This window comes from Streptomyces sp. NPDC127098 (assembly GCF_042722465.1).
Taxonomy (GTDB): Bacteria; Actinomycetota; Actinomycetes; order Streptomycetales; family Streptomycetaceae; genus Streptomyces; species Streptomyces millisiae.
Genome location: NZ_JBHXFJ010000004.1, coordinates 121,218 through 138,752, shown reverse-complemented (window position 1 = coordinate 138,752; position 17,535 = coordinate 121,218). Strand labels below are relative to the sequence as shown.

The 17,535-nt window shown below is 73.3% G+C and carries 15 protein-coding genes; 9 read left to right on the top strand and 6 right to left on the bottom strand.

The features are described 5' to 3' along the window. Window positions 1-224: 224 nt before the first annotated feature. From ACFWI8_RS04750 to ACFWI8_RS04720, 7 genes are all read left to right on the top strand, one after another. A complete protein-coding gene (locus tag ACFWI8_RS04750; protein WP_311599649.1) occupies window positions 225-1,238 on the top strand; it encodes a sigma-70 family RNA polymerase sigma factor in 1,014 nt (337 codons plus the stop codon). 277 nt (window positions 1,239-1,515) lie between these two features. Further along, entirely contained in the window at window positions 1,516-2,157 is a 642-nt protein-coding gene (locus tag ACFWI8_RS04745) for a TetR/AcrR family transcriptional regulator (protein ID WP_387085676.1), read from the top strand. Between the two features lie 157 nt (window positions 2,158-2,314). Beyond that, entirely contained in the window at window positions 2,315-3,823 is a 1,509-nt protein-coding gene (locus tag ACFWI8_RS04740; protein WP_387085673.1) for an MFS transporter, read from the top strand. Between the two features lie 214 nt (window positions 3,824-4,037). Beyond that, the gene (locus ACFWI8_RS04735; RefSeq protein ID WP_387085670.1) at window positions 4,038-4,799 is read left to right on the top strand and encodes a DeoR/GlpR family DNA-binding transcription regulator; all 762 of its coding nucleotides are present in this window, start codon (window positions 4,038-4,040) and stop codon (window positions 4,797-4,799) included. Continuing rightward, window positions 4,796-5,755 carry a 1-phosphofructokinase gene (gene pfkB / locus ACFWI8_RS04730; RefSeq protein ID WP_387085667.1) on the top strand — a complete coding sequence of 320 codons (960 nt, stop codon included), beginning with the start codon at window positions 4,796-4,798 and terminating at the stop codon, window positions 5,753-5,755. The genes ACFWI8_RS04735 and pfkB overlap by 4 nt, the downstream gene beginning before the upstream one ends. Next, on the top strand, window positions 5,752-7,785 hold the full coding sequence (locus ACFWI8_RS04725; protein WP_387085664.1) for a fructose-specific PTS transporter subunit EIIC: 2,034 nt from the start codon (window positions 5,752-5,754) through the stop codon (window positions 7,783-7,785). The genes pfkB and ACFWI8_RS04725 overlap by 4 nt, the downstream gene beginning before the upstream one ends. A 189-nt stretch (window positions 7,786-7,974) precedes the next feature. Further along, complete coding sequence (locus ACFWI8_RS04720; RefSeq protein ID WP_387085661.1) at window positions 7,975-8,646, top strand: AMP-binding protein; 672 nt, start codon at window positions 7,975-7,977, stop codon at window positions 8,644-8,646. A gap of 32 nt (window positions 8,647-8,678) precedes the next feature. Here the strand turns inward: ACFWI8_RS04720 and mscL are convergent, their stop codons facing one another. Both mscL and ACFWI8_RS04710 read right to left on the bottom strand, forming a co-directional pair. Continuing rightward, entirely contained in the window at window positions 8,679-9,230 is a 552-nt protein-coding gene (gene mscL / locus ACFWI8_RS04715) for a large conductance mechanosensitive channel protein MscL (RefSeq protein WP_387085658.1), read from the bottom strand. A 162-nt stretch (window positions 9,231-9,392) separates the two neighbouring features. Beyond that, window positions 9,393-10,016 carry an RcpC/CpaB family pilus assembly protein gene (locus ACFWI8_RS04710; RefSeq protein ID WP_387085655.1) on the bottom strand — a complete coding sequence of 208 codons (624 nt, stop codon included), beginning with the start codon at window positions 10,014-10,016 and terminating at the stop codon, window positions 9,393-9,395. 161 nt (window positions 10,017-10,177) lie between these two features. Between ACFWI8_RS04710 and ACFWI8_RS04705 the strand changes: the two genes are divergently transcribed. Beyond that, a complete protein-coding gene (locus tag ACFWI8_RS04705) occupies window positions 10,178-10,699 on the top strand; it encodes a methylated-DNA--[protein]-cysteine S-methyltransferase (protein ID WP_387085652.1) in 522 nt (173 codons plus the stop codon). Window positions 10,700-11,005: 306 nt separating this feature from the next. Here ACFWI8_RS04705 and ACFWI8_RS04700 read toward each other — a convergent pair whose 3' ends face one another. The 3 genes from ACFWI8_RS04700 to ACFWI8_RS04690 form a co-directional block, all read right to left on the bottom strand. Further along, complete coding sequence (locus ACFWI8_RS04700; RefSeq protein ID WP_387085649.1) at window positions 11,006-11,845, bottom strand: S-methyl-5'-thioadenosine phosphorylase; 840 nt, start codon at window positions 11,843-11,845, stop codon at window positions 11,006-11,008. Further along, the gene (locus ACFWI8_RS04695) at window positions 11,842-12,201 is read right to left on the bottom strand and encodes an FmdB family zinc ribbon protein (protein WP_387085646.1); all 360 of its coding nucleotides are present in this window, start codon (window positions 12,199-12,201) and stop codon (window positions 11,842-11,844) included. Before ACFWI8_RS04695 ends, ACFWI8_RS04700 begins: the two co-directional genes overlap by 4 nt. Window positions 12,202-12,294: 93 nt before the next feature. Further along, the gene (locus tag ACFWI8_RS04690; RefSeq protein WP_387085874.1) at window positions 12,295-13,797 is read right to left on the bottom strand and encodes a potassium/proton antiporter; all 1,503 of its coding nucleotides are present in this window, start codon (window positions 13,795-13,797) and stop codon (window positions 12,295-12,297) included. A gap of 202 nt (window positions 13,798-13,999) precedes the next feature. Here ACFWI8_RS04690 and ACFWI8_RS04685 point away from each other — a divergent pair, with 202 nt between their 5' ends. Next, window positions 14,000-16,771 (top strand): penicillin acylase family protein, encoded by a 2,772-nt coding sequence (locus tag ACFWI8_RS04685; RefSeq protein ID WP_387085643.1) that lies wholly within the window; start codon window positions 14,000-14,002, stop codon window positions 16,769-16,771. 31 nt (window positions 16,772-16,802) lie between these two features. On the opposite strand, the gene ACFWI8_RS04680 is transcribed toward ACFWI8_RS04685, so the two are convergent. Next, the gene (locus tag ACFWI8_RS04680) at window positions 16,803-17,423 is read right to left on the bottom strand and encodes a 5-formyltetrahydrofolate cyclo-ligase (protein WP_387085640.1); all 621 of its coding nucleotides are present in this window, start codon (window positions 17,421-17,423) and stop codon (window positions 16,803-16,805) included. Between the last annotated feature and the right edge of the window lie 112 nt (window positions 17,424-17,535).

Here is a 17,535-nt window from a genome sequence, read left to right as displayed (position 1 = left end):
CGTCTTGAGGGATGTGGGAGCGATGTCCCACGGAGACCAGGGGGCTGGCGCCAGTGGGGCAGGGTACTGCATCGCCGAGAAAAAGATGCACCGCTTGGGAATTCTGTCCGGATTCCCGTCGTTGATTCGTTACGGACGCGGGAGGCAAGGGGGCGTCCCCCGTCCTGGTCTGACAAGGACCTCGGTTTGAGTGGGAATTGATCACTTCGCAAGGGAGCACGCGTATGGCAACCCGTGCCGTCGCCCGGCGCTCGGACACCGATGACAGTGTCGAGACGACGGGCAGTGTCCGGTCCAGCGCAGGCAGCGATGCCACGGAGCGCGACCTGGTCGGGATGTACCTGGACGAGATAGCCCGCACCCCGCTGCTCGACGCGGCGAGGGAGGTCGAGCTCTCCCTCGCGATCGAAGCCGGGTTGTACGCGGAGCGCCTTCTGCGGGGCGAGGAGGAGCCGGTCGCCGGCAGCGCCTCGGCCTCGGCCTCCGAGGAGGAGCTGAAGGAGCTCGTCAAGGCGGGTGAGCGCGCCAAGGACGTGTTCATCCGGTCCAACCTGCGCCTGGTCGTGGCGGTCGCGCGGCGGTATCCGCGAAGCGGGCTGCCGCTGCTCGACCTGATCCAGGAAGGCAACGCCGGCCTGGTCCGGGCCGTGGAGAAGTTCGACTACACCAAGGGATTCAAGTTCTCGACGTACGCGACGTGGTGGATCAGGCAGGCCATCACGCGGTCGATAGCCGACCAGTCGCGCACCATCCGGCTGCCGGTCCACCTGGTCGAGGAGCTCGGCCGGATCCGGCGGGTGCAGCGGGAGTTCAACCGCGAGCACGGCCGCGAGCCGGAGCCGGGTGAGGTGGCGAAGGAGCTCGGCTCGACGCCGGAGCGCGTCCAGGACGTGCTGGACTGGGCCCGCGACCCGGTCAGCCTGAACATGTCGGTGGACGACGAGGGCGAGACGCAGTTCGGCGACCTGCTGGAGGACACCTCGGCGGCGACGCCCGAGCAGTCGGTGCTGGTGATGATGCGCCGGGAGGGTCTCGAGGACCTGATCGGCCGGCTCGACGCGCGCACCGCGGCCATCATCAGGGCGCGGTACGGCATCGAGGACGGTCGGGAGCGCACGCTCACGGAGGTGGGCAAGCAGCACGGCCTGACCCGGGAGCGGATCCGCCAGATCGAGAAGCACGCGCTGCTCGAGCTGAAGCGGATGGCGAACGACTCGGGCTTCGACGCGGCGGCGTGAGGGGCGGCCGGTCCGGCCGTCCCCGCGCCCGCCCGGTGGCTGACCCGAACGGCGGAAGAGTGACCGTGAGCCTCGGCGCCCACGCCGGCGCCGAGGCTTTGTGTTGCCCGCCCCGAGCCCGGCCCGACGGATGTGACCCAGAACACAGCGACTCGTGAAATATCCGGGGACGCTCTCTCCGTTTTGAAGACTGTCCGACTCAACCGGGGACCGAATCCCCGGTTGTTCATCGCGGCGCCGACCGGCGTTCGCGCGACAGGTCCCAGGGAGCGGCATCGTGAGCACCATCGCCACCGCCAAGGCGCCTCGGCTGCGGGCCGACGCCGTGCGGAACCGCGAGCGCATCCTCACCGCCGCGCGCGAGTCGTTCGTGCTGCACGGCCTGGACGCGCCCCTGGATGAAATCGCTCGACGCGCCGGCGTCGGCAATGCCACGCTGTACCGCCACTTTCCCGATCGGAAGACACTTCTTCTCCATGTACTGCTCCACGTGAAGCAACAGCTCGTCGACCGGGCCGAGGCGGCCATGGCCGCGGAGGACGATCCCTTCGAGACCCTCTCCGCCCTCGTGCTCAGCGCCGCGCGGGAGCGCGTCGGCGGCCTCTGCCCACTGATCGCCGGCTCCCTCGACAGGGAGGACCCGCGCCTGCTCGAGAGCCAGCGGCAGATGCGGGAGATCACCGAGCGGGTGATCGCCCGGGCGCACGCCTCCGGCCAGCTGCGCGGGGACGTGGGCGCGGGGGACCTGCTGATCGCCATCGGCCGCCTGACCCTCCCGCTGCCCGGCACCTGTGGCGGCAGCGAGGACATGGCGTTGCGCCACCTGCAGATCTTCCTCGACGGCCTGCGCACGCCGGCACGCAGCGTGCTGCCCGGGTCGGCGAGGCACTTCGAGGACCTCGAGGACGAGCTCCGCTGACCCACCTCTGAGGGCCCGACGCCCGACCACCCAGCACCGCCGCATCGGCGCGGCGATGAGTTTTCCCTCCCGCCCGGGTCTGACTCGACGCAGGCCTGCCCCCGGGAGGCCATATACGGCCATTTTTCAGCCCAACCAACGTGAGGTAACCGCCCCTATGCCACCGCAACCCGCCGTCAGCCAGGCTGCCGGCATACCCGATCCCAAGCGCTGGACGGCGCTGATATTCATCGCCATAGCCCAGCTGATGGTCGTGCTGGACGGCACCATCGTGAACATCGCGCTGCCCTCGGCCCAGCAGGATCTCGAGATCAGCCAGGCCAACACGCAGTGGGTGATCACCTCCTACGCGCTCGCCTTCGGTGGGCTGCTGCTCTTCGGTGGCCGGATCGCCGACCTGTGGGGCCGGCAGCGCACCTTCGTCGTCGGCCTGATCGGCTTCGCGCTCGCCTCCGCGCTCGGCGGCGCCGCGACCAACCAGGCCATGCTCTTCGGCTCCCGCGCCCTCCAGGGCGTCTTCGGCGCGCTGCTCGCGCCCGCCGCGCTCTCGCTGCTGGCGGTGCTGTTCACCGACGCCAAGGAGCGCGCCAAGGCGTTCGGCGTCTACGGCGCCATCGCCGGTGCGGGCGCGGCCGTCGGTCTGCTGCTCGGCGGCACGCTCACCGAGTACCTGGACTGGCGCTGGACCTTCTACGTGAACATCCCGTTCGCCGTGGTCGCCGCCGTCGGCGCCGTGCTGGTGATCCGCGAGCCGGAGTCGGCCCGCAACCACTCGCGCCTCGACGTCCCCGGCGTCATCCTCGCCTCGACCGGCCTGGTGGCCCTGGTCTACGGGTTCACCCGGGCCGAGCACGAGGGCTGGGGCGAGAGCGTGACCGTGACGATGTTCGTCGCCGCCGCCGTGCTGCTGGCGCTGTTCGTCCTCGTCGAGTCCCGGGTCAAGGCGCCGCTGCTGCCGCTGCGGGTCATCACCGACCGGAACCGGGGCGGCGCGTACCTCGCGCTCGGCCTGGCGATCATCGGGATGTTCGGTCTCTTCCTGTTCCTGACCTACTACCTCCAGGTGGTCCGCGGCTACTCGCCGGTCAGGACGGGCTTCGCCTTCCTGCCGATGGTGGTCGGCATGGTCATCGGCTCGACGCAGATCGGCGCCCGCCTGGTGACCCGGGTGGCCCCGCGCAACCTGATGGTGCCGGGCCTGCTCACCGCCTCGCTCGGCATGCTGCTGTTGACCCAGCTCAGCCTGGACAGCTCGTACGCGGGCCTGCTGATGCCGGCCATGGTGCTGCTCGGCCTCGGCATGGGCACCTCGTTCATGCCGGCCATGAGCCTGTCGACGACGGGCGTGCGGCCGACCGACGCGGGCGTGGCCTCGGCCATGGTGAACGTGTCGCAGCAGGTGGGCGGCGCGATCGGCATCGCCGCGCTGAACACCATCGCGACCAGCGCCACCACCTCGTACGCCGAGGACCACGGCGTGCTGCCGATCGACCCGGCCGCCATGGTGGAGGGCTTCACCTCGGCGATCTGGTGGGCCTTCGGGATCCTGGTGGCCGCCGCCGCGGTCGCCGGCCTGCTGATCAACAGCAGGGGCGGCGCCCAGGCACGGCCCGAGGGTGAGAAGGGCCTCGGGGAGGCGGAGCCGATCCCGGTGCTCGCGCACTGAGCCGTCACCCGCTCCTCCGCTCCACACCGGCCCCCGCGGCGTCAGCCGCGGGGGCCGGTCCGCGTTCGCGGCCGTCCTCCGGAGCGGGGGCCGCCCGCCGAGCCGTGCCCAGTTGAGCCCGCATTGTTTCTGGATCTGTTTACTTCCTCCTACCTCGGGCGTAACATCCGAGCCAAATCACAGATATCCGGGCATAGAACGGGCTGAAACACAGATGTACGCACCCGAGCGGCAGCAGGCGATCCTCCGGCTCGCCAGGGAGCGCGGCCGGGCCGAGGTCCTCGCCCTCGCCGACGAGTTCCAGGTCACCGCCGAGACCGTCAGGCGCGACCTGAAGACCCTGGTCAGGGCCGGCGTGCTGCGCCGGGTGCACGGCGGCGCGATCCCCGTGGGCCGGCTCGACTTCGAGCCCGACCTCAGCGAGCGCGAGGCCACCGCGGTCGCCGAGAAGGAGCGCATCGCTCTGGCCGCCCTCGCCGAGCTGCCCGACGAGGGCAGCGTGATCCTCGACGCCGGCAGCACCACCGCGGCGCTGGCCGCCGCCCTGCCGCTGGACGCCTCGCTCACCGTCGTCACCCACGCGCTGCCGCTCGCCGCCAGGCTCGCCGACCACCCCGGCATCGAGCTGCACGTGGTCGGCGGCCGGGTCAGGCACCGCACCCGGGCCGCCGTCGACTCCTGGGCGCTGCGCACCTACGGCGAGATCACCGCCGACGTGCTCTTCCTCGCCACCAACGGCTTCGCCCCCGACTCCGGCCTCACCACCCCCGACCTCGCCGAGGCCGCCGTCAAGCGGGCGCTGATCGGCGCCGCCCGCCGCGTCGTGCTGCTCGCCGACTCCCGGAAGTTCGGCCAGGAGCACTTCGCCAGGTTCGGCGCGCTGCGCCAGGTGGACGTGCTGGTCACCGACACCGGCCTCGGCGAGGCGGACGCCCGCGCCATCGAGGCCACCGGCACGGAGGTGCGACGCGCGTGATCCTCACCGTCACCCCCAACCCGAGCCTGGACCGCGCCTACGAGATCCCGGCGCTGGAGCGCGGCGCCGTGCTGCGGGCCGGCGGCGACCGCGTCGACCCGGGCGGCAAGGGCGTCAACGTGTCCCGCGCGGTGGCCGCGGCCGGCCACCGCACCACCGCCGTCATGCCGCTCGGCGGCCCCGAGGGCGCGCTGCTCGAACAGCTGCTGACCGACCAGGGCATCGACGTCGCCGCCGTGCCGGTCACCGGCCGCACCCGGGTGAACGTCTCGGCCGTCGAGCCGGACGGCACGCTCACCAAGCTCAACGCGGCCGGCCCCGAGCTGACCGCGGCGGAGAGCGAGGCGCTGCTCGAGGCCGCCGGCGAGCACGCGGCCGCCGCCTCCTGGACCGCCTGCTGCGGCAGCCTGCCGCGCGGCCTGGACGACGACTGGTACGCGCGGCTCGTCGCGCGCACCCACCGCTCCGGCGCCCGGATCGCGCTGGACACCTCGGGCCCCGCCCTGCTGCTCGCGCTCGCCGAACGGCCCGACGTCATCAAGCCCAACGCGGAGGAGCTGGCCGCCGCGGTCGGCCGCGACCTCGCCACCCTCGGGGAGGCCGCCAAGGCCGCCGAGGAGCTGCGGGCGGCGGGCGCGCGCGCCGTGCTGGCCAGCCTGGGCGCGGCAGGACAGCTCCTGGTGGACGACACCGGGCTGTACTTCGGGACCGCGCCCGTCGCCGCCGTGCGCAGCGACGTCGGCGCCGGGGACGCCTCCCTGGCCGGCTTCCTGGCCACGGGTGGCCGCGGCCCCGCGGCGCTGGCCGCCGCCCTGGCCCACGGCGCCGCCGCCGTGCAGCTGCCGGGCAGCTCCATGCCCACCCCCGCCGACCTGCGCCCCGACGCGGTCACCGTGACCACCGACCCGCCCCTCGACCTCCCCCTCCCCCGTCCCGTCAATGGAGCCGTGCGATGAGCCAGTTGATCACCCCGGCGCTGGTCGACCTCGACCTGACCGCCACCACGAAGGAAGCGGCCTCCCGCGCGCTGGCCGAACGGCTGGCCGCCGCCGGCCGCGTCACCGACCTCGAAGGCTTCCTGGCCGACGTGGCGGCGCGCGAGGCGCAGATGCCGACCGGCCTGGACGGCGGCATCGGCATCCCGCACTGCCGCAGCGCCCACGTGACCGAGCCCAGCCTGGCCTTCGGGCGCGCCGCCCACGGCATCGACTTCGGCGCCACGGACGGCCCCGCCGACCTGATCTTCCTGATCGCGGCCCCGGCCGGCGCCGACGCGGACCACATGACGATCCTCTCCGAACTGGCCCGCCAGCTGATGCGCCCCGAGTTCACCACGGCCCTCCGGGAGACGGCCTCCGCCGAGGAGGCCGCCGCGCTCATAGCCCCGGGCGGGACCGAGACCGAGAGCGAGACCGAGCCCGGGATCGAGAGCGGGACCGAAGCCGACGCGCCGACCAACGAGGACACCACGCCGGCGCGCCCGTTCCGGGTCGTCGCCGTCACCTCGTGCCCGACGGGGATCGCGCACACCTACATGGCCGCCGAGTCGCTCCAGCGGGCGGCCGCGGACGAGGGTGTGGAGATCACCGTGGAGACCCAGGGCTCGGCCGGCTTCGAGCGGCTGGCGCCCGGGACCGTCGACGACGCCGACGCGGTGATCCTCGCCCATGACGTCGAGGTCAGGGAGAAGCACAGGTTCGCCGGGAAGCCCGTCGTCGACGTCGGCGTCAAGGCGGCCATCAACCGCCCCGCCGAACTGCTCGCGGAGGCCCGCGCCAAGGCGGCGCGCGGCGAGGTGGCCGCGCCGGGCAGGGCCCCGAGCGCCCCCCTCGACCGGGCCGGCGAGCCGGGCGACCACTTCGGCACCCGGCTGCGCAAGTGGCTGATGACCGGCGTCAGCTACATGGTGCCGTTCGTCGCCGCCGGCGGTCTGCTGATCGCCCTCGCCTTCGCCCTCGGCGGCTACGAGATCAACGGGGCCCCCTCCGTCGCCGACCACTTCGTGTGGACCGAGGCGGACAGCTGGGCCGCCCTGATGTTCCAGATCGGCGGCGCCGCGTTCGGCTTCCTGATCCCGGTACTGGCCGGCTACATCGCCTACGGCATGGCCGACCGGCCGGGCCTGGTGCCCGGCTTCGTCGGCGGCGCCATCGCCGTCACCATCGACGCCGGCTTCCTCGGCGGCCTGGCCGCCGGCCTGCTGGCCGGCACGGTGGTGATGGGCATCCAACGGGTCCGCATCCCACCGGTCCTGCGCGGCATCATGCCGGTGGTCGTGATCCCGCTGCTGTCCTCCGCCGTGGTCGGCTTCCTGATGTTCATCGTCGTCGGCAGGCCGATCGCCGAGGCGCAGGACGCGATGACGACGTGGCTCGGCGACCTCAGCGGCACCAACGCCGTGCTGCTCGGTGTGCTGCTCGGGCTGATGATGTGCTTCGACCTGGGCGGCCCGGTCAACAAGGTCGCCTACGCCTTCGCCACCGGCGGCATCGCCGTGGCCGACCCCACCCGGGCCAGCCTGGAGATCATGGCGGCCGTGATGGCCGCGGGCATGGTCCCGCCGCTGGGCATGGCCCTGGCCACCACGGTGCGCGGCCGGCTCTTCACGCCCACCGAGCGGGAGAACGGCAAGGCCGCCTGGGTGCTCGGCGCCTCCTTCATCAGCGAGGGCGCCATCCCGTTCGCCGCCGCCGACCCGCTGCGGGTGATCCCCTCGGCGATGGCGGGCGGCGCGGTCACCGGCGCGCTGTCCATGGCGTTCGGCAGCACGCTGCGGGCCCCGCACGGCGGCGTCTTCGTGGTGCCGCTGGTCGGCAGCCCGCTGGCCTACCTGGTGGCCATCGCCGCCGGCACCCTCGTCACCGCCGGCCTTGTGGTGCTGCTGAAGGGCCGGCGGGCCGGCGGCCCCGACCGCGCGACCGGGGGCGGTGCCGCCCCCGCCGAGGCGCCGGCCGAGGAGCGCGTGGCGGCCACGGCAGCCGCCTGACCCGGTTGCCGTGACCACGACGAGGGCGGGAGCATGGAAGTGCCGGTGCCCCCGGACGCGCACGGACGCTCCGGGGTCACCGGTCGCAGCCGCCTCGGGGCGCGCGCCCTTCCCCACCCGAGGCCGCTCCACACCCTCGTCCAGCGGACGTTTATCCGACATCAATCCCGGGCGACCAGGCTGGCGTTCATGTCCGGAGATCAACACGGCACGGGCGGCGGCTTCCGCCCTGCCGATGTGCTCAACCATGCCCAGCTCCTGCGGCAGGGAGAGCAGGCCGCCCGCATGCTGACCAGACTCGGGGTGCGCGGCGGCGATCCCGTGGCAGTGCTCCTGCCCATGGGCCTGGAGTCGGTGGTGGTCACCCTGGCCTGCATCCGCCTCGACGCCCAGCGCGTCACGCTCCCGATCGGCGACCACCAGGGCTACGTCCGCCACCGGATAGCCAGCTCGGGCACCGGGGTGGTGATAACCGCCGACTCCTACCAGGGGGAGGGCCGGCCCGTCCAGGTCAAGGCCGGCCTGGACCGGGCCCTGACCAGGTGCCCCGAGGTGCGCTCGGTGGTCGTGGTCCCGCAGCACTCCCGGCCCGTGCCCTGGACGCCGGGCCGCGACCTGTGGTGGCACGAGGCCCTCGCCGGGGAGCGGCTGCCTCCCGAGCCGTACCCTGGGGCCATGAGCAGCACGCCGCCACCCGAAGGACACCGGGCGGAACCGCCGGTCAGCCGGCTGGTCTTCGACGACCCGCTGGAGCGCCGCTCGGCCGACGACGCCGACGAGGGCTGGGGCGAGCACCCACCGGAGGACGCGGCGGGCGACCTGGCCCGCTTCGTCAACGAGAAGCCGCCGCACCACCTCTGACGCTCGCCGCCACCCCGGGCCACCGGCGGTGGCTACTCCTTGGCGGGCCCGTCCCCACGGCCCTGTCCTTCGACCGGTCCTGACGGCGGCTCGGCCTCGCCCGAACGCTGTGCGCCCACGGTGGCCACCGGGCGGCCGGTGCGCCTGGCGACCAACTCGTCCCTGATCTCGGTGAGCAGGTCGAGCTCGGTGATCACGGGCGTGACCTCCCCCACCTCCTCCTTGCGCCTCATCCGGGCCATGAACCGGGTCAGCGGCAGGATCATCAGGAAGTAGACGACGCCCGCGGTGATCAGGAAGGTCAACGAGGCGCTCACCACCGCGCCCCAGCGGATCGCGACCCCGGAGTCGCCCGCGCAGTCGCCCCGCAGGCAGACCTCGTAGGCGCTCAGGTCCCGGGTGCCGAAGGCCCCGACCACCGGGTTGATGACCCCCTCCACCACCGCGTTCACGATGTTGGTGAAGGCCGCGCCGATGACGACGGCGACCGCGAGCTCCACCACGTTCCCGCGCATCAGGAAGTCCCTGAATCCGCCCAGGACGGTCGTGACCCCGGCCACGACCCCCTGCCTCCCCTCGCTCACCGCTCCACCTCTCCCCGGTCTCACCGGACTCGTCGGGCTCGTCGGACTGGCCGGCCTGGCCGGCCTGGCCGGCCTGGCCGATTCCGTACTGTTCGCGGCCCACACGCTGCATCAGCGGTGGGGACGCTGTCCAGTCGGGCCCCTCCCCAGCGATGACAGGACTCACCATCGGGTGACCACCAGTTCGGATTCGGCCGCCGCGCCGGCCAACCGCGCCGCGGTCTCCGGGGAGACCGTGAGCACCACCAGGGCGCCGCCGCCCGCGCCCCCGTCCACGGGGGCCGCTCCCCCGCCGTCCGGAACCTCGGCCACCCGGGCCCGCCGGGCGACGACCCGGGCCGCGCCGCCGCCCTCCTCCCCGGCCGCGTCGGCGCTCGCCGCCAGCACGTCCACCCGGTCCCCCGGGCTGAGCAGCCGGACCGCCGCCGCGTCCGCGATCCGCACCGGGGCCGCGACCGACTCCGCCGGCTCCTGCTCGGCCGCGCCGCGCGCCGGGCCCTCGCGGGCCCCGCTGGCTGCCGCCTCCTGCCGCTCGGCCGGCTCCTCGGGCGACCACGGCACGGCCAGGGCGAGCGCGGCGGAGACGGCGGCGAAGGCCAGGGCCACCGGCCGGCGCCGCCGCCGCAGCGCGCGGCGCAACCGGTGCCGGCCGCCCCGGGGCCGCACGGGGGTGAACTCGGGCACGGCCCGGCCGCGGGTGTGGAGCGCCGGCGCGACGGGGGAGGTGATGGCGGCGGTCGTGGAACGGGGCGGGTCCTGAATCGGGTTCATGGAGGTCGGATGCATGGGCCCAGCGTGACCAGCCATGGCGAATCCCGCTCATGCCTGTGGACAACCCGGCGGCTGTGGACAAGCCCGTCACCCGATGGAGTGAGCTGGCGTCCGACGGGGGGTCGATGTCCGATTACCGCCAGCGTGGGGGGCCGGGAGGCCCGAGAGTGGATCGGGTGTCAGCCGTCAGCTTTCTGCCCCTCGCCCCGGGGGCCCGCCCACACCACGCCGTCGTCCCGTCCCCCCTCGGAGAGCTGCTGCTCAGTGGCGACGCCGAGGGCACCCTCAGCAGGATCGACCTGCTGGCCGACCGCGCCCCCGCCCCGGACTCGACCGCCGCACCGGCCGCCTTCCGGGAGGCGGCCGAACAGCTGACGGCCTACTTCGCCGGCCGCCGCACCGGGTTCGCGCTGCGGATCGCCGCCGCCGGCACGCCGTTCCAGCTCAGCGTCTGGCAGCGGCTGGTCACCATCCCCTACGGCACGACGCTCAGCTACGGCGAGCTGGCGAGGGAGCTCGGCCGCCCCACCGCGGCCCGCGCCGTGGGCGCGGCCAACGGCGCCAATCCGGTGCCGATCATCGTGCCGTGCCATCGGGTGCTGGCCGCCTCCGGCGCCCTGACGGGCTTCGGTCTCGGGGGTCTGACTCGCAAGCGGCTCCTGCTGTCGCTGGAGTCGGGCCAGGGCGCGGCGTTCTGACGCGGCGGCGCGCTGCGCCGCGGGGCGCCGGTCGCTAGGCGGCGTGGACGCCGCAGGGTGCCGGGCGCTTCGCGCCGGGTTTCCCCCACCCACCCGCCCTTTTCCGCGCTGCGCGCGGGCGGGGTTGGGGCGGGGCGGCGCTTCGCGCGGAAAGCCGAGCGCGACGCCCGGCGCGCCTGCCGGCGCAGCCGGCACGGCACGACGCGGCCGGCACAGCGCGGCCGCCACGAAGCAGCAGCTGTGCCGCGGGGCGCCGCGCGCTTCGGGCGGCGCCCCGCGGGCCGGCCGGCCGCCGGAGGGGGCGTGTTACGGAAGGTCGATGCCCGGGGTCTGGCCCGCCAGGGCCGTGGCGCAGGGGCAGGTGCGGTGCTCGCCCGCCGGGAGGGCGGCGACGGCGTCGAAGAGGACGTCCCGCAGGCGGTCGACGTTCTGCGCGAAGACCTCGAGGACCTCGGCGTGCGAGACGCCCTCGCCGGCCTCGGCGCCCGCGTCGAGGTCGGTGACCAGGGCGAGCGAGGTGTAGCAGAGCTCGAGCTCGCGGGCGAGCGCGGCCTCCGGGTGGCCGGTCATGCCGACCACCGACCACCCCTGGGCCGCGTGCCAGCGCGACTCGGCCCTGGTGGAGAAGCGCGGGCCCTCGATGACGACCATGGTGCCGCCGTCGACCGCGTCCCAGCCGCGCCCCGCGGCGGCGGCCAGCGCCGCCTTCCTGCCCTCCGGGCAGTACGGGTCGGCCAGCGAGACGTGCACGACGCCCGGCCGCGCGCCGTCCGGCCGCGGCTCGCCGTCGAAGTAGGTGTTGACCCGGCTCCTGGTGCGGTCCACCAGCTGGTCGGGGATCAGCAGCGTGCCCGGGCCGTGCTCCGGCAGCAGCCCGCCCACGGCGCACGGGCCGAGCACCTGCCGCGCGCCCAGGGCGCGCAGCGCCCAGAGGTTGGCACGGTAGTTGATGCGGTGCGGCGGCAGGTGGTGCTCGCGGCCGTGCCGCGGCAGGAACGCCACCGCACGGCCGGCGAGGGTGCCGACGAAGAGCGAGTCGCTCGGTGCCCCGTACGGGGTGTTGACTGTGACCTCGGTCACGTCGTCGAGGAACGAGTAGAAGCCCGAGCCTCCGATGACCCCGATCTCCGCCCGCGGGCCCGTCATGCGGCGGAGGCGGTGCTGCCGGCGCTCTTCGTGGTCGACCCCGTCGAGGAGGACGACGACGTGGACGAGGAGGACGAGGAGGCGGACGACGAGGTCGAGGACGAGTCGCCGGCCTTCTCCGCCTTGCCACCCTTGTCGGCCTTGCCGGACGAGGACGCCGGGCTGCTGGACGACGAGGCGTTACGGCTGTCGTTGCGGTAGAAGCCGGAGCCCTTGAACACGATGCCGACCGCCGAGAACACCTTCTTCAGCCGCCCCTGGCAGCTGGGGCACTCCGTCAGTGCGTCGTCGGTGAACTTCTGCACCACCTCGAGACCCTCGTGGCACGCGGTGCACTGATACTGATAAGTCGGCACGAACTCCTCCTGGCACTCATGGTCATGGAGTGCTAACGACGCTCCATCGTGCAACATTCCGGGTGCGGAAGTCCACTGGCACCCCGCGGACGCTCACGCCGCCGGCCGTCGCCACTCCGGGCGCAGCCAGCCGGCGAGCTTGCCGCCCCGTCCCACCGCGATCAGCCGCCGCTCCACCGCCTCGCGCACCTCGTCCGTCGCCACCACGAGCAGTTCGTCGCCACGCCGCAGCACCGTGGTGGGGTCGGGGACGAAGCTGGCGCCGTCCCTGACCACCAGCGTGACGGCGGCCTGCGGCGGGAGCCGCAGCTCGGCCACCTCCACGCCGTGCATCCGGGAGGCCTGCGGGATCGACACCGAGAGCAGGTGCCCGCGCAGCCGTTCGAGCGGCGCCGACTCGATGTCCACGTCCACCGTCTTCTCGCCCTCGCCGATCCGCAGTCGCCGCGCCAGCCACGGCAGCGTCGGCCCCTGCGCCAGCGTGTAGACGACCACCAGCACGAAGACGACGCCGAAGATCCGGTCACTGTCCGGCACGTGCGCCACCACCGGGATGATGGCCAGCACGATGGGCACCGCGCCCCGCAGCCCGGCCCAGGACAGCAGCGCCTGTTCCCGCCACGGCCGGCGGAACGGCGTCAGGCAGAGCACCACCGACAGCGGCCGCGCCACGAGGGTGAGCACCCCGCCCAGCAGCAGCGCGGTCCCGACGTCGTCCCAGAGCACCCCGGGGTCGACCAGCAGTCCGAGCAGCACGAACAGGCCGATCTGCGCCATCCACGCCACGGCGTCCGCGAAGCCCCTGGTGGCCGGGCGGTGCGGCAGCGCGGCGTTGCCGAGCACGAGCGCGGCCACGTAGACGGCGAGGAAGCCGCTGCCGTGCAGCAGCGCGGCGCTCGCGTAGGCGAGCACGGCGAAGGAGAGGACGGCGATCGGGTAGAGGCCGGAGGCGGGCAGCGCGATCCCGCGGAGGGCGAGGGTGCCGAGCCGGCCGACGAGCAGCCCGACCGCGAGGCCGACCGCGAGCTCGAACGCCATCTCGACCAGCAGCACGTACCAGGCCACCTCCCCGTAGTGCTCGGAGAAGGCCACCACCAGGATGACGACGGGCGCGTCGTTGAAGCCGGACTCGGCCTCCAGGGTGCCGGTGAGCCGGCGCGGCAGCGGCACCCGGCGCAGCACCGAGAAGACGGCGGCGGCGTCGGTCGAGGAGACCACGGCGCCCATGATGAGGGCGGCCTGCCAGTCGAGGCCGACGAGGTAGTGCGCGGCGAGGGCCGTGACGCCGACGCTGACGCCGACGCCGAGCGTCGCGAGGACGGCCGCCGTGGGCAGCGCCGGCCTGATCTCCTGCCACCGGGTGGCGAGGCCGCCCTCCGCGAGGATGACGACCAGGGCCGCGTAGCCGAGCACCTGCGTGAGCTCCACGTCGTGGAACTCCACGCCCAGGCCGTCCCGGCCCAACATGACGCCGATCGCCAGGTAGAGCAGCAGCGAGGGGAGCCCGCTGCGCGAGGTCAGTCGGACCGCGGCGACCGCGACGAGCAGGACCAGGGCGCAGCCGAGCATCAGCTCGTTGAGGCGGTCGACAGTCAGCGGCGGGCCCTCGCTTTTCCGATCCGTGGCGTTCCGAGGCGAACCGGGTGCACCTTACAGCGACCCCAAATCAGTGCCTTTGCGGCGAATTTACCATCATATGAACGCGGCGGCCCGGGCTGCTGACTCCCCGTAGGCTCACCTCAGTGGCCGTATGTCTATGGTTGCTTCCAATCGCTCAGCTGCCCTGTGAAGGACAGACATGCCCGCCAAGAAGCCAAGGCGACGCGGTCGTCTGATCGTGATCGCGCTCGTCATGCTGCTCGTGGCCGGTGTCGGCTACGGCGCCTACTGGAGCATCAGCACCGTGCGGGCGTCCTACCCGCAGGTGTCGGGAGAGCTCGCGATCGAGGGACTGACCTCCGCGGTCGCCGTCCAGCGCGACGCCAACGGCATACCGCAGCTCTACGCGGACACGCCCGAGGACCTGTTCCGCGCCCAGGGGTACGTGCAGGCGCAGGACCGTTTCTACGAGATGGACGTGCGGCGGCACCTGACGGCGGGCCGGCTCTCCGAGATGTTCGGCGAGGAACAGGTCGAGACGGACGCGTTCCTGCGCACCCTCGGCTGGCACGACATCGCCCAACGGGAGTGGGACGAGCAGCTCTCCGACGAGACGAAGGGCTATCTGGAGGCGTACACGGCGGGCGTCAACGCCTACCTGGCGGAGCGGGACGGCGCCGAGCTCTCGGTCGAGTACGCGGCGCTCGGCCTCGTCAACGACTACGAGCCCGAGCCCTGGGAGCCCGTGGACTCGGTGGCCTGGCTGAAGGCGATGGCCTGGGACCTGCGCGGCAACATGCAGGAGGAGATCGACCGCGCCCTGCTCGCGCAGCGGCTCGGCCCGGACGAGATCGAGGAGCTCTACCCGCCCTACCCGTACGAGCGGAACGCGCCGATCGTCGCCGAGGGGGCGTCGGACGGCGCCACGGGCCAGGGCGGCACGGAGGGCTCGACGGGGCTCGGCGACGGCTCCACCGGGCTCGGTGACGGCTCCACGGGCCTGGGTGACGGCTCGGGCGACGCCTCCGGCATCGGGAGCGCCTACGAGGACGTGTCGACCCAGCTGGGCGCCCTCACCCGCACCCTGGACGAGATCCCGAGCCTCCTCGGCCCCGACGGCAGCGGCATCGGCTCCAACTCCTGGGTGGTCTCCGGCGACTACACCACCACCGGCATGCCGCTGCTGGCCAACGACCCGCACCTGGCGCCCTCGCTGCCCGGCGTCTGGTACCAGATGGGCCTGCACTGCAACGAGGTGAGCGCCCAGTGCCCGTTCGACGTCTCCGGCTTCACCTTCTCCGGGATGCCGGGCGTCGTCATCGGCCACAACCAGAACATCGCCTGGGGCCTGACCAACCTCGGCGCGGACGTGACGGACCTGCGCCTGGAGAAGCTCGAGGACGGCAACTACGTGATCGACGGCCGTCAGGAGCCGTACGAGACGCGCACCGAGGAGATCCGCGTCGCCGGCGGCGAGACCCGGGAGATCACCGTCAGGACGGTCGACGGCCGGCCCATCATCTCCGACCGCGACGAGCAGCTCGCCGGCGTCGGCGACAGCGCCCCGGTCGACACCGCGGCCCCCGACCGGGGCGAGGGCTACGCCGTCTCGCTCAGCTGGACCGCCCTGACGCCCTCCCGCACCATGGACGCCGTCTTCGGCCTCAACGCGGCCACCGACTGGGAGGAGTTCCGCGCCGCGGCCGCGGACTTCGCCGTGCCGTCCCAGAACCTGATCTACGCCGACACCGAAGGCAACATCGGCTACCAGGCGCCCGGCGCCATCCCGATCCGCGGCGAGGGCGACGGCCGCTACCCGGCCCCCGGCTGGGACTCCTCCTACGACTGGACGGGCTTCATCCCGTTCGAGGAGCTGCCGTCCGAGCTGAACCCGGAGCGCGGCTACATCGTCACCGCCAACCAGGCCGTGATCGACGAGGACGCCTACCCCTACATGCTCACCGACGACTGGAGCTACGGCACCCGCAGCCAGCGGATCGCCGACCTGATCGAGCAGACCATCTCCGACGGCGGCATGATCTCCATGACCGACATGCAGTCCATCCAGCTGGACAACAGCAACGAGATGGCCCGCAACCTGGTGCCCTACCTGCTGGACGTCGAGATCTCCGACCCCTACGTGCGCGAGGCCCAGGAGCTGCTCGTCGGCTGGGACTTCACCCAGGACGCCGACTCGCCGGCCGCCGCCTACTACAACGCCGTCTGGAGCAACCTGCTGCAGCTCGCCTTCGGCAACAAGCTCCCCAAGGAGCTGCGCGTCGAGGGCCAGTGCCTCCTGGTGCGCCCGGCCGACGAGTCGCAGCCGATCGAGGACCTCGACGGCAACACCCGGCTGGTCAACGAGTGCGGCGAGCGTTCCCCCGAGACGGCCCAGCCGGACGGCGGCGACCGCTGGTTCGAGGTCGTCGGCAACCTCCTGGAGGACCCGGAGAACGCGTGGTGGTCCACGCCCGCCACCCGCACCCAGGACGCCGCGGAGAACCGCGACCAGCTGCTGGCCCGCGCCATGCGCGACGCCCGCTGGGAGCTCACCGCCGAGCTCGGCAAGGACATCGACACCTGGAGCTGGGGCCGGCTGCACCGCCTGATGCTCAACAACCAGACGCTCGGCACCGAGGGCCCGGGGCCCGTGCAGTGGCTGCTCAACCGCGGCCCGTGGAACCTGGCCGGCGGCTCGGACGCGGTGGACGCCAGCGGCTGGAACGCGGCCGGCGGCTACGACATCACCTGGGTGCCCTCGATGCGGATGATCGTCAGCCTCGACGACTTCGACGAGTCCCAGTGGATCAACCTCTCGGGCGCCTCGGGCCACGCCTTCCACGCCAACTACACCGACCAGACGGAGCTGTGGGCCGACGGCGAGTACCTGCCGTGGCCGCACAGCGCCGACGCGGTGGCGGAGCGGACCCGGGACACCCTGACCCTGACGCCGACCAACACCGGCGGCTGACGCCGCCGAGTGCCTCACCGACGTGAACGGTTCACTCGACCGGGGTGAAGCGGTGCACGCCCTCCGGCGTGACCGCCGCCTGCACCGGCCGGTCGTGCGGCTCCCACGGCAGCGCGTCCACCAGCTCGTGGCCGTAGACGAGCGCCACCAGCGCCGGCCGCGCGCCGGCCGCCGTGATCCGCGCCAGCACCCGGTCGTAGGAGCCGCCGCCGCGGCCCATCCGCACCCCGCGGGCGTCCACGGCGAGGCCCGGCAGCAGCACCACGTCGGCCTCGGTCACCGCGTCCCGGCCCAGGCGCCGGCCGCCCGGCTGCAACAGCCGGATGCGGCCGGCGTGCTCCGCCTCCACGAGCCGGCCGGCGCCCTCGTACTCGGCCCAGTCCAGGTCGTCGTCGGGCAGCAGCACCGGCAGCAGCACCCGCACCCCGCGCGCCCGCAGCGTGGCGAGCAGCGTGGCGGTGCCGGGCTCGTGACCCACCGACACATAGGCCGCGACCGTGCGCGCCTCGGCCACCTCGGGCAGTTCGAGGGCGCGCTCGGCCAGCTCACGCGCCGCCTGCGCCACCTCGTCGTCCGCCATGGCGGCGCGCACCGCCAGCAGGTCGCGCCTGACCTCGCGCTTCTGCGCCACGATCTCCGGGCTCGCTTCCACTGTTACCGCCCACGCTCCCTTCACAAGTCTCCGGCGACCGTACCCAATCAGTCCCATTCACACGCATTCAGAGTCAATGCAAAACTGCTCATAACGTGACGTTCATCTGCAT